The following is a 13,007-nucleotide window of genomic DNA, read 5'->3' as shown; positions in this document are numbered from 1 at the left end:
ACGACCATGATCAAACGGAAACGCCCAGCCCCCGCGCCCGACGACGACACGCCGGAGCGGGCATCGCGCCACACCCTGGCGCTCAACCCGCTCATCAACCTGCGCCCCGAGGATTTCGTCCAGGGCGCCAAGGCGATCCTCAAGGCAGTCGCCGCCAACCCGGCGATCGCCGGCCGCCAGGCCGGGCGCTTTGCCGGTGACTTGCGCAAGGTCATCGGCGGGAAGTCGGACAAGGCGCCCGCCTCGGGCGACAAGCGCTTCGCCGACAAGACCTGGACCGCCAGCCCGCTGCATCGCCGCCTGATGCAGGGCTATTTCGCCATGGGCGACGCCGTCGGCGGTTTTGTCGAACAGACCAGCCTCTCCGATCTCGACAAGAGCCGGGCGCAACTCGTCACGACCATGCTGATCGATGCCGTCGCCCCGACCAACGGCCTGCTGACCAATCCCGCCGCCCTGCGGCAGGCCCTGGACACGGGCGGCGTCAGCGTGTGGGAAGGCGCCAAGAATTTCGCCCGCGACCTGGCCAAGAATCGCGGCCTGCCCTCGCAGGTCGACCTGACCGCCTTCAAGGTCGGCGAAAACCTGGCCAATACCCCCGGCGCCGTGGTGTTCAAGAACCAGTTGATCGAGGTGATCCAGTACGGCTCGCTGAGCGAGACGGTCAAACAGCGCCCGCTGGTGATCGTGCCGCCGCAGATCAACAAATATTATGCCGTCGACCTCTCGCCCGATAAGAGCATGGTGCGCTACCTGCTCTCCAGCGGCATCCAGACCTTCTGCGTCTCGTGGCGCAATCCCACCGCGGCCGAGCGCGACTGGGGACTGGATACCTACGTCGCCGCCCTCGACGAGGCGATCGACGCGGTGTGCGAGATCACCGGCAGCCCTGATGTAACCTTGATGGGCTCGTGCTCGGGCGGGATCACCGCGGCCTCCTACGCGGCCACCCTCGCGGCGCGCCGGCAGGCAAAGGTGAAGAACATCGTGCTGGCGGTCTGCGTGCTGAACTACCAGACGATGGGCGATTCGACCCTGGGCGTGCTGATCACGCCGCAGACGGTCGCGGCCGCCAAGAAGGCCTCGAGCCTGCGCGGCGTGCTGGACGGCCATGACCTGGCGCGGATGTTCGCCTGGATGCGGCCCAACGACCTCATCTGGAACTACTGGGTGAACAATTACCTGATGGGTAACAAGCCGCCGGCCTTCGACATCCTGTACTGGAATGCCGACACCACCAGGCTGCCGGCCCGGCTGCATGCCGACTATCTGGATTTCTATTTCTCCAACCCCTTCGTCAATGCCGGTGCGCTGACGCTGAACGGCGCGGCCGTCGACATGGGCAAGGTCGAGGCCGACAGCTATGTCGTCGCCGGCGTAACGGATCACATTACGCCGTGGAAATCCGTGTTCCAGACTGCCAAGATCCTGGGCGAGAAGACCACCTTCATCCTCTCGAACAGCGGCCATCTGCAAAGCCTGCTGAACCCGCCGACCAACCCCAAGGCCTCGTTCTCGACCGGCACGATCGCGCACAAGGATGCCGACCAGTTCCTGGCCGATGCCGAGCGCCGTGGCGGAAGCTGGTGGCTGCACTGGCGGGAATGGCTCGAGACCAGGTCGCGCGAGACGGTCGCGGCGCCGTCGCGGCTGGGCAGTGACGCACACCCGGCCACGACACCGGCACCGGGGACCTATGTCTACGAGAAATAGCCTGTGCTGCCGATGGCGCGGGCACGATAAAGGAAAGGCGGGGCGGCGTGGACGATGTAGCAGCGGGTGAAAGCGAAATCGAGGTTCGCGAAATCGACGTGGGCGGCCAGAAGCTGTGTGTCGCCGTCAAGGAGGGGGCATCCGGCCAGCCCCCTCTGCTGCTGTTCAACGGCATCGGCGCCAATTGGGAATTGGCCCGGCCGTTCCTGAATGCCCTGACCGGGCGGACGGCGATCATCTTCGATGTCCCCGGCATCGGCAAATCGCCGCTGCCCCTTTTGCCCTATCGCCCGTGCAGCATCGCCAGCCTGGGCGCGCGGATCGTCCAAAGGCTGGGATTTGACCGGGTCGATGCCGCCGGCGTGTCCTGGGGCGGGGGGTGGCCCAGGAATTCGCCTTCAACCATGCCCGGTTGTGCCGCCGGCTGGTGCTGGCGGCAACCTCGCCCGGCGTCCTGATGGTGCCGGGGTCGCTCTCGACGATGCTCAAGCTCGTCACGCCGCGGCGCTACTACGACAGGGATTACCTGCGCCGCAATGCCGCCAAGATCTATGGCGGCGCCTTTGGCCGGGATCTGGGCCTGGTCGACCAGCATTTTCAGGGGATGACCGGCACCGGCGGGCTCGGCTATGCCTTGCAATTGCTGGCCATGAGCGGCTGGACCAGCCTGCCCTGGCTGCCCCTGATCAGGCAGCCGACGCTGGTGCTGATGGGCAGCGACGATCAACTGGTGCGGCCCATCAACGGCCGGATCCTGGCCTCGCTCATCCCCCGGGCGCACCTGGAGATGATCGAGGACGGGCACATGTTCATCGTTTCGCGGCCGCAGGAGACCGCCGCGGTCATCGAAGCGTTCCTGTCCCGGCCCTGACAGCCCCATTGGCGCGGGAATCCTCGGTTAGTCCGGTTAGACGATGTAGCCCCCGACCCCGGCGACCATCATCCGCCACAACAGTTAAAGGCCGGCGGTGTTGGCGTCGGCAGGGGACCGGAAAGATCGAGGACTGGCTATGGACGGTAGCAGCGAAGCTGAAATCATCGCAATCGTGCCGACGGCGGAGGAAATCCTGCGGCGGGCGCGGGCGTTGATCCCGGCCCTTAAGGCGCGCGCCGAGGAATCCGGCCGGCAGCGCCGTCTCCCGGCGGAAACCATCGCCGAAATGCAGGCCGCCGGCCTGTTCCGGGTGCTTCAGCCCAAGCGCTGGGGCGGCTACGAGATGCATCCCAATGTCTTCTACGACGTGCTGATGGCGCTGGCCGAGGGCGACATGTCGGCCGCCTGGTGCTACGGCGTGATCGGCTGCCACAACTGGCAGATGGCGCTGTTCGACGATCAGGCGGGGCAGGATGTCTGGGGCAAGGATACCTCTGTCCTGATCTCGTCCACCTACATGATGACGGGCAAGGCCATGCCGGTCGAAGGTGGTTACACCTTCAACGGCCGCTGGCGCTTTTCGAGCGGTTGCGAGCATTGCGACTGGATTTTCTTAGGGGGCCTGGTCGACCCTGAGTCGGGCAACCTGGACGCCCGCACCTTCCTGTTGCCGCGCAAGGACTACGAGATCGTCGATACCTGGGACACTCATGGCCTGCGCGGCACCGGCAGCCACGACATCGTGGTGAAGAACGTCTTCGTGCCGGAATATCGCACCCACAAGATGGCCGACGGGCTGATGTGCAACAGCCCGGGCAATGCGATCAACACGGCCTCGTTGTTCCGCATGCCGTTTGCCCAGATCTTCATCCGCTCGGTCTCGACCGCGGCGATCGGCGCCCTGCAGGCGATGCTGGACGCCTTCCTGGAATATGGTGCCAAGCGCACCACGGTGACCGGTGCCAAGACCGCGGAAGACGGTTCGGCCCAGCTCGTCTGTGCCGAGACGGTGGCCGCGATCGACGAGATGAAGCTGGTTCTGCGCCGCAACATGGACGTGATGTACGACCAGGCGGCACGCGGCGAATTCACCGAAATCCCGCAGCGCATGATGTATCGCTTCCAGTCGGCCGAAGTGCCCGAGCGCTGCTCGAACCTGGCTCAGCGCCTGTTCAAGGCCGGCGGCGGCGCCGCGGTGTTCCACAGCAAGCCCTTCGCGCGAATTTTCGCCGACATTTCCACCGCGCGGGCCCATGCGGCCAACCAGATGGACTCGATCGGCCGCAACTGGGGTGGGGTGATGTTGGGGCTCGACAACACCGACTTCTTCATCTGATCCTCGCCCCTGTTCGAACCATGTGATGGGCCGCCCGCAAGGTGCGGCCCCGGATAGCGGGCCTTTAATGCAGCCGATGCAGTATCACTCCCTCAAGGTCGCCGAGGTCATCACCGAGACCCCGGATGCGAAGTCGATCGTCTTCGCGGTGCCGGCCGACCTGCACGAGCGTTTCGCCTACAAGCCCGGGCAGTTCCTGACCCTGCGCATCGGCGACGCGGAAGGCCATGTCGCGCGCTGCTACTCCCTGGCCTCCTCGCCCTTCACCGGCGAGGCGCCCAAGGTTTCGGTCAAGCGGGTGAACGGCGGCATCGGTTCCAACTGGATCTGCGACCACCTGAATGTCGGCGACACGGTCGAGGTGCTGCCCCCGGCCGGCGTGTTTGTGCCCAAGAACCTCGATCGCGACCTGATGCTGTTCGCCGGCGGCAGCGGCGTCACCCCGGTCATGTCGATCCTGAAATCCGCCCTGCTCAAGGGCAGGGCCAAGATCGCCTTCGTCTATGCCAACCGCGACGAGCGTTCGGTTATTTTCGCGCAGGAGCTGCGCGATCTGGCGGCGCGCCACGCCGACCGTCTCACCGTGCTGCACTGGCTGGAAAGCGTGCAGGGCCTGCCGACGGTCGAGCAGCTCGCCGGGCTGGTGAAGCCTTATGCGGCGACGCACGAAGCCTTCATCTGCGGCCCGGCACCGTTCATGGACGGTGTCGTGGCGGCCCTGCAAAGCCTGAAGGTCGAGCGTTCGCGCATCCATCTGGAGAAGTTCATCTCGCTCGACGGCGATCCGGTCGCCATCGTCGCCGCGATCGAGGCGGAAGCGGCCGCGTCGCCCGAGGGCCAGCCGCACACCGCGGTCGAAGTCCTGCTGGACGGCGCCACCCACACGGTCGACTGGCCGGCCTCACGCCACCTGCTCGACGTGCTGCTCGAGGCCGGCGTCGATGCGCCCTATTCCTGCCGGATGGGCAGTTGCAGTGCCTGCATGTGCAAGCTCGAAGAGGGCGACATCCGCATGTCCAAGAACAGCATCCTGGACAAGAACGACCTGGCCGAAGGCTGGATCCTGGCCTGCCAGTCGCTGCCGCTGACGCCCAAGGTCAAGGTCAGCTTCCCGGAATAAATCTCCCCTCCGCCCGCTTGCGGGGGGAGGGGTTGGGGGAGGTGGGTCGGGCCGCTTCGCGCTGTCGACGCCCTGCCCGGCGACCTCCTCACCCAACCCTCTCCTCCCTCGGAGGAGAGGGCTTATTTCCCCGTAATCCAAGTGGACGATGATCGTTTTGACCTTTCGTCTAGGGTCCTAGAGACGAGAGGGGTAACGAGCCCCGAGTAATGTCCGGGAGGGCAGCGTGCACATCCGTGAGTTGGGTTACGTCGTCGTCGGGTCGACCGACAAGGAAAAATGGCGGCAGTTCGCGACTGAAGTGCTGGGCCTCATGGCGATCGATGCGCCCGATGGCCGCCTGCACCTGAAGATGGACAGCCGTCAGTTCCGCTTCCTGATCCTGCCCGCCGAGCAGGACGGCCTGATCGCCTCGGGCTGGGAATTGCAGGACGAGCCGGCCTTCACGGCGGCCCGGGACCACCTGGTCGCTGCCGGCGTGGCGGTCGAGGATGGCAGCGCCGAGGACGCCGCCATCCGCCATGTCCAGGCCTTTTTCAGCTTCCAGGATCCGGTCGGCAACCGCCACGAGGTCTACTGGGGCCCGATTTCCGATTTCGGCCGCTTCATCTCGCCCATCGGCGTCTCGGGCTTCGTGACCGAGGGCATGGGCCTGGGCCATGTCGTGCTGCCGGCCATGGGCGAATTCGATGCCGCGCACCAGTTCTGGACGCAGGTCGGTGGCTTCGGCCTGTCCGACATTCTGAAGATCTCGATGGCGCCGGGCATGCCGCCCATGCGCATCCAGTTCTATCACTGCAACCCGCGCCAGCATTCGTTGGCCCTGGCCGAAATGCCCAGCCCCGCCGGCTGCATCCACGTCATGATCGAGGTCAACAGCCTCGACGAGGTCGGCCGTGCGCTCGACCGGGTTTCTGCACACCAGGTGCCGGTATTGATGGGCCTGGGACGGCATGTGAACGACGACATGGTGTCGTTCTACATCTTCACGCCCGGCGGCTTTGCCCTGGAATACGGCTGGGGCGGGGTGGTCAAGGACTGGACCAATCACCAGGCCTTCGAAACCACCTTGCCCAGCCATTGGGGCCACCGCCTGGGCGGTTGAAAGCTCGGGCCATGCCGGCCTTTGGGCCGGCACGGTGGACGGGAAGTGGCGGCACGCACCGGTCATTCGAGCCTCGGCCGGCGGCGTCCACGCTTCCCGTTCCATCCATTACCGCCAGTTTTGTACGAACGCTGCTTGGGTTGGGCCGGTCAAGGCGATAAGCATTAGCAAAAGCCGGGCGCGCAGGCGCACCGGCGGGGCCAGCGCAAAGCCGCAGCCCACACGGGGAGAGGACTTAGGGTAGATGGCCAATCGCGCGCTCGGAATCTTGATGGCGGTCTTTGTGGCCGTCGTCGCTGCCTATGCCTTCTATCCCCGGTCTCTGCCTGAATTCCCGGCCACCGCGACCCAGGCCGACCGGCTGCGCATCAACGGCCTGGCCATGGCCGGCCAGCGGATCGTCGCCGTCGGCGAAAGCGGCCATATCCTGGTCAGCGACGATCGCGCGGCCAGCTGGCGCGATGCCAAGGTCAACGGCAATGCCGAGGTGGCTCGGGTCGAGCAGACCCTGACCCAGGTCGCCTTCGTCGACGATCGGATCGCCCTGGCGGTCGGCCACGACGGCCTGATCCTGCGCAGCGAGGATCGCGGCGACACCTGGGCGCCGGTGCGCTTCGAGAAGGAATATTCCGATCCGCTGTTTTCGATCTGCGCCGGCCAGAACGGCCAGGTCTTCGTCTCGGGCAGTTTCGGCCGCCTGCTGGTGTCGCGCGATGCCGGCAAGAGCTTCGAGGCCGTGCCGATCGACCTGCCCGACGGGCCGCACCTGAACGCGGTCTCCTGTTCGTCCCAGGACGGGCGCATGATGGCGGCGGGCGAGATGGCGCAGGCCCAGCGCTCGCCGGACGGCGGCCAGACCTGGACGCCGATGAAGATCGACTACAACGGCTCGCTCTACGGCGTGGTGCGCCTGTCGGATGCCCGCTGGGTCATCTACGGCATGCTGGGCCATGTTTTCCGCAGCGAGGATTTCGGCGCCACCTGGGGCGAGGTTGCGACCGGGACCGAGGCATCGTTCTTCGGCCATGTCCTGCTGGCCGACGGCAAGCTGGTCCTGCTGGGCCAGGGCGGCACGGTGATGGTGTCGGCCGACGGCGGGGCCACCTTCCGCATTGAACGTTCGGGCGGGCGCGAGGCCTTCGTGGCCGGTGTCGAACTGGCGCCGGGGCGCCTCCTGACCGGCGGCGAAAAAGGCATTTCCGAGATTACCCTGGGCCGGCCGGTGGCCGCCTTGGCAGGGGGGCAGTAAGATGGCGACCACGACCCACAGCGCATCCCTCTCGCAACGCCTGGTCGAGACCTGTTCGAACCTGCTGCTGCGCTTCCGCGTTCTGGTGGTGGCCCTGGCGATCGCGATCACCGGCTTCCTGGGCTACGAGGCGCGCAACGTCCAGCTCGACCCGGGCTTCATCAAGCTGATCCCGTTCGATCACCCCTTCATGCAGGCCTTCGCCAAATACGCCCTGATCTTCCCCGGCCATAACCGGGTGGTGCTGAACATTCACTGGAAGGGTGAGGGCGATCTCTACAACAAGGAATTCATGACCGCGATGGGCAACCTCGCCAACGAGGTCTACTTCATTCCCCATGTCGATCGCACCCGTGTAACCTCGATCTTCTCGCCCAGCCAGCGCTATACCAAGATCACCGAGGAAGGCTTCGTCGGCGCTCCGATCATCCCCGAGACCTTCAACGCGACGCCGGCCGAACTCGACCAGGTCCGCCGCAACGTGGGCGACGCCGGCATCATCGGCCGCCTGGTCGGCAACGACGGCCGCGACGCCATGATCATGTTCGAGATCCAGGAGAACGTCGCGGGCGAGCGTATCCAGGTCAATTACTACGAGCTGGCGCACAAGCTCGACGAGATGCGCGCCAAGTACGAGAACCAGAACATCGAGGTCAACGTCATCGGCTTCGTCATGATCGTCGGCTCGATCGTCGACGGCCTGCTGGGCGTCATGGCCTTCTTCCTGATCTCGTTCGCGATCACCGGCCTGCTGCTGTACCTCTACTGCCGCTCGGTGAAGCTCACCTTCCTGTCGCTGGCGGTCGCCCTGCTGCCGGTGATCTGGCTGGGCGGCCTGCTGCCCATGGTCGGCGCCGGCATCGATCCGATCTCGATCCTGGTGCCGTTCCTGATCTTCTCGATCGGCGTCAGCCATGCCGTGCAGATGACCAATGCCTGGAAGCAGGCGTCGCTGGCTGGGGCCGAACCGGTCGAGGCCTCGCGCCAGGCCTTCCAGCAACTGTTCGTGCCCGGCGCCCTGGCCCTGATCACCAACGGCCTGGGCTTCCTGGTGATCATGCGCATCCAGATCGACATCGTGCGCGAACTGGGCATGACCGCCTCGATGGGCGTGATGCTGATGATCGCGACCAACAAGCTGATCCTGCCTGTGCTGCTGTCCTATACCAGCCTCGAGAAATCGGCAAAGCGGGGTGCCCACACGGTCGACGACGGCGAAGACGTGCGGCGCTCGTGGTGGATGCTCTCGCGCCTTGCCCTGCGCAAGCCCGCCGCCATCGCCTTCGCCATCGCCGCCGTGCTGTCGGTCTTCGCCGCCATCGATGCCCGCGGCCTGAAGACCGGCGACGTCGGCCAGGGTGCGCCCGAGCTGTGGCCGGGCGACCGCTACAATGTCGACAACGGCGCGATCCTGTCGCGTTACGACATCGGCACCGACATCCTGACCGTGATCGTCGAGACCACGGGCTTCAACGAGGCCTGCCTCGACCATTCGGTGATGACGGCGGTCGATCGCTTCGACCTGTTCGCCCGGGGCATCTCGGGCGTGCAGTCGGTGCTGACCGTGCCGGCCATCGGCAAGATGGTCATCGCCGGCATGAACGAGGGCAACCCGCGCTGGGCCAACCTGCCGCGCGATTCCAATGGGCTCGCGGTCGGCGGCTATGGCTACAATCCCGACATCGGCCTGAACACCGAAGGCTGCAAGGCCATGAAGGTCGATATCTTCCTGAAGAACCACGACGGCGCCCTGGTCGCCCATGTGGTCGAGGAGATCCAGAAGTTCATCGCCGGCGACCAGACGCCCAACGTCGCCTTCCGCATGGCCAGCGGCAATATCGGCGTGATCGCGGCCACCAACCAGGCGGTCGAGGAGGCCGAGCTGGAAATGCTGCTGTCGATCTTCGGCGCGATCTCGCTGCTGTGCTTCCTGACCTTCCGGTCGTGGGAGGCGGTGGTCTGCATCATCGTGCCGCTGACCATCGTCTCGATCTTCTGCAACGCGCTGATGGCCAAGCTCGGCATCGGGCTCAAGGTCTCGACCCTGCCGGTGATCGCGCTCGGCGTGGGCGTGGGCGTCGACTACGGCATCTACATCTACGAGCGGATGATCCACCAGATGCGCCACGAGGGGCAGGGCGTGCGCCAGGCCTTCTACGAGGCCATGAAGCAGCGCGGCACCTGCGCCCTGTTCACCGCCGTCACCATGGCGGTGGGCGTCGGCACCTGGGCTTTCTCGGCGCTGAAGTTCCAGGCCGACATGGGCTTGCTGCTGTCCTTCATGTTCCTGGTGAATGTGCTGGGGGCGATTTTCCTGCTCCCCGCCCTGGCCGCCTGGCTGCTGCCGGAAAAGGGCTTCGCCAAGGAAAAAGCGGGTGCGGCGGCGGCCGATGCGGCCATCGTGTCGGGCCGTTAACCATGAATAGGAACGGCGGATTTCCACGGGTTTGGGCTGCCTAGTCTGTACGGACCATGCGGGCCGTCGCCCCTCGGGCGATGTTCAACCCAAGTCGGGGACAACCCGAAATCCAGTGGAGGGAAGGCGTGAGCGAGAAGACGGCGATACCGGTCGGCAAGTACCTGGAACTCGAGGCGGGGCGCAAGCTGCACTACCACGAGGCCGGCACGCGCAGCGCGGCCAAGCCGACCATCCTCTTCCTGCATGGCTCAGGCCCCGGTGCGAGCGGTTACTCCAATTTCAAGGGCAACATGCCCGCGGTGGCCGGCGCCGGCTTCCATGCCCTGGTGCCCGACTACCTGGGCTACGGCCTGTCGTCCAAGCCCGAGGACCTGGAATATTCGACCGACCTGCATGTCGCCGCCATCAAGGCGCTGCTCGACAGCCTCGGCATCACCAAGGTCGTGCCGGTGGGCAATTCGCTGGGCGGCGCAATCGCCCTGCAGTTCACCCTGACCTATCCCGACATGGTGCCCAAGCTGGTGCTGATGGCGCCGGGCGGCCTGCAGGAACCCCAGGAATACGCCTTCACCATGGCCGGCGTGCTGCGGATGATGCAGTTCATCTCGACCCGGCCCTACGAGCTCGACGGCTTCAAGGATCTCCTCGCCCATCTCGTGCATGACCCGCGCCACGTTACCGACGAGGCGGTCGCCGAGCGCTGGCCGGTGGCGTTGGAGCAGCCCATGGGCGTCTACGCCACCATGAAGGTCGGCGTCTATGCCGATCGCCTGGGCGAGATCAAGTGCCCGGTGCTGGCCTTTTGGGGCAGCCACGACAAGTTCCTGCCGGTGGCCCATGCCCAGATCCTGCTGGAGCGTGTCCCGCAGGCCAAGGTGATCATCTCCAACCAGTGCGGCCACTGGGTGATGATCGAGGACCGTGACTACTTCAACAGTGAGATCCTGGCGTTCCTGGCCAGGGATGTGGCTTAAGCGCGTACCCGTCGGAGCCGTGCCGGGGTGGCGGATATTCGCCACCATGGTGCAAAAAGTCTCTTGGCAGAAGAGACCAACGGCGACTTGATCGAGCGATAAAGGGGCAGCGCCGGCACAGCGGCGCGCCTGACGCCGCCAAAGGTGCGGCACAAATCGGGGGCGAAGGTCACATGGCAAGCAAGGGGTATCGCTTAGGCGACAGGCGGTTGCGGCAATCGGTGAGCCAGGTCGCGCTGCGCGCCAGCGTCATCGCCGGCGTCCTGGCCGGCACCACCTCGGCCCTGTCGGAGGTCTATGATTTCGACAGCGGCGCGCAACTGTCGGTCAATGTGACCACGACCTACCAGGCCGGTATCCGGGCCGAGGATGCGAGCCCGCGCTCGTTCTCGCCCGACACCGATGCGGCCTATATCGTCCTGGTGCCGCAAGTGCCGTTCCTCCAGCCCTACTATCAGTCGACCAACACGCCGCGCAGTTACAATTTCGACGATCCCAACCGGAACTTCGAGAAGGGCGACTTCTTCACCAACGGCTTCAGCGCCCTGGCCGAGGCGAACTTCAAATACGAAGACTACGGCTTCAAGCTGAGCGGCAACGGCTACTACGATTTCGTCTATCACATGGCGAACTCGAACGAGGTCGACTATCCCGACGGCATCAACAAGAGGGGCGGCGCCGCCGATCATTTCCCCGGCCAGACGCGTTATGCCAACGGCGGCCGCTTCCGCCTGCTCGACGCCTTCGCCTATGGCACCTTCGACGTCTTCGATACCTCGCTCAGCGTTCGCGTCGGCAACCAGGTGGTGGCCTGGGGCGAAAGCCTGTTCTTCGGCAATATCTCGCTGTCCCAGGCGGTGGTGGATACCACGAGGGCCAATACCCCGGGTGCCGAGGTGAAGGACATCCTCCTGCCCATACCCCAGGCGTCGGTCAACTGGGGCTTGACCGACCGGCTCAGCGTGGTCGCCTATTATCAGCCCGACTGGGATTACAACCAGCTCGACGGGGTGGGGAGCTATTTCAGCCGCGCCGACCTGATCGGGCCGGGGTCGGAATTCGCCTATGGCTCGACCAATCCCTTCCCCGACATCATCGGCCACTACGCCAATGCCTGCACGCTCAGCGCCTCGATCCCGGAGTGTACCCAACTCGGCCTGCCGGCGCAGGTCTCGCAGATCCTGTCCGATATCATCAGCAACAATCTGGCCGGCATCGGCGATCCCGCGACCGGCCGTTTCGACATCAACTACATGGGCGAGAAGAAGCCCAACAACACGGGGCAGTTCGGCGTCGGCTTCACTTATGCGGTGACCGACGGCCTCAACACCGGCTTCTACTTCCTGAAATATCACGAGAAGAATCCGCTGCCGGTCTTTGATATCTCCCATGTCCAGACCGATCCGACGCGGGCGAGCACGGTCGGCAGCGCTCTCATCCAGGCCTGCGGTGTGCTGGGCATCTGCGGCAACCTGGAACAGCAGATAGCCGATGGCGCCGACGCCGTGGTCGCTGTCATGGCGCCCCTTTATCTGCCCTACAACTACGTCGCCAAATATTTCGAGGACGTAAAGCTCTATGGCGCCAGCGCCTCGACCTCGATCGGGCCGATCAATTTCGGCTTCGACTTCGCCTATCGCCAGGATGCCCCCATGCTGGTCGACGGCAATATTTCCGGCATTACCGCGCCCCAGCCGGTACTGGGCGACGTGATCCAGGCCAATCTCAACGGCCTCTACGTCGGCGGCGCCTCGGATTTCTGGGATTCGATCACCGTGGTCTTCGAGGTCAGCTACAACCGGGTGATCGACCACGAGACGCTCTATCTCTACGACGTCAACGGTCAGCCCCTGAAGGACGGCCAGGGCAACAACATCAACAAGTTCGACGAGCTGACCAACGACACCAGTTCCTGGGGCTATCAGGGCATCGTCGAGCTCGGCTATACCGACATCTTCCCGGGCGGCTGGGACATGTCGGTTCCCATCATCTTCGGCCAGGCGATCGGTACGCCGGCCTACAACGGCTCGCTGGGCGCCTTGACCGGCAACGGCGATGTGCGCCTCGCCAGCGGAGTCAAGTTCCGCTACCTGAACAATCTGGAACTGTCGGTCATGTACAGCGCCTTTCTCGGTTCCTATCACCGCACCGAGCGGCCCCTGGCCGACCGCGACTATGTCGTCGCCACCGTCAAATACACGTTCTGAGAACAGAAAA

Annotated in this window: 10 protein-coding genes; all 10 read left to right on the top strand. The window is 65.1% G+C overall.

Going from position 1 to position 13,007, the window contains the following annotated elements:
* Positions 1-6: 6 nt before the first annotated feature.
* Entirely contained in the window at positions 7-1,713 is a 1,707-nt protein-coding gene (locus D3874_RS15740) for an alpha/beta fold hydrolase (protein ID WP_199699095.1), read from the top strand.
* 47 nt (positions 1,714-1,760) lie between these two features.
* Positions 1,761-2,171 (top strand): alpha/beta fold hydrolase, encoded by a 411-nt coding sequence (locus tag D3874_RS29390; RefSeq protein ID WP_199699094.1) that lies wholly within the window; start codon positions 1,761-1,763, stop codon positions 2,169-2,171.
* Positions 2,093-2,584, top strand: coding sequence for an alpha/beta fold hydrolase (locus D3874_RS29385; RefSeq protein WP_199699093.1), 492 nt, complete (start codon positions 2,093-2,095; stop codon positions 2,582-2,584). Before D3874_RS29390 ends, D3874_RS29385 begins: the two co-directional genes overlap by 79 nt.
* 139 nt (positions 2,585-2,723) lie before the next feature.
* Positions 2,724-3,923, top strand: coding sequence for an acyl-CoA dehydrogenase family protein (locus D3874_RS15730; RefSeq protein WP_119778919.1), 1,200 nt, complete (start codon positions 2,724-2,726; stop codon positions 3,921-3,923).
* A gap of 76 nt (positions 3,924-3,999) precedes the next feature.
* Positions 4,000-5,043, top strand: a complete 1,044-nt coding sequence (locus D3874_RS15725; protein ID WP_119778918.1) for a ferredoxin--NADP reductase — start codon at positions 4,000-4,002, stop codon at positions 5,041-5,043.
* Between the two features lie 226 nt (positions 5,044-5,269).
* Complete coding sequence (locus tag D3874_RS15720; RefSeq protein WP_119778917.1) at positions 5,270-6,148, top strand: VOC family protein; 879 nt, start codon at positions 5,270-5,272, stop codon at positions 6,146-6,148.
* A gap of 271 nt (positions 6,149-6,419) precedes the next feature.
* Positions 6,420-7,397, top strand: a complete 978-nt coding sequence (locus tag D3874_RS15715) for a WD40/YVTN/BNR-like repeat-containing protein (protein WP_158596056.1) — start codon at positions 6,420-6,422, stop codon at positions 7,395-7,397.
* Between the two features lies 1 nt (position 7,398).
* Entirely contained in the window at positions 7,399-9,813 is a 2,415-nt protein-coding gene (locus D3874_RS15710) for an efflux RND transporter permease subunit (protein WP_119778915.1), read from the top strand.
* A gap of 128 nt (positions 9,814-9,941) precedes the next feature.
* Positions 9,942-10,790 (top strand): alpha/beta fold hydrolase, encoded by an 849-nt coding sequence (locus D3874_RS15705; RefSeq protein WP_199699091.1) that lies wholly within the window; start codon positions 9,942-9,944, stop codon positions 10,788-10,790.
* Positions 10,791-10,963: 173 nt separating this feature from the next.
* A complete protein-coding gene (locus D3874_RS15700; RefSeq protein ID WP_119778914.1) occupies positions 10,964-12,997 on the top strand; it encodes a DUF1302 domain-containing protein in 2,034 nt (677 codons plus the stop codon).
* The last annotated feature ends 10 nt before the right edge of the window (positions 12,998-13,007 follow it).

It is taken from the genome of Oleomonas cavernae (assembly GCF_003590945.1).
In the GTDB taxonomy this organism is placed as follows: domain Bacteria; phylum Pseudomonadota; class Alphaproteobacteria; order Zavarziniales; family Zavarziniaceae; genus Zavarzinia; species Zavarzinia cavernae.
This window is presented reverse-complemented; position numbering and strand designations above follow the sequence as displayed.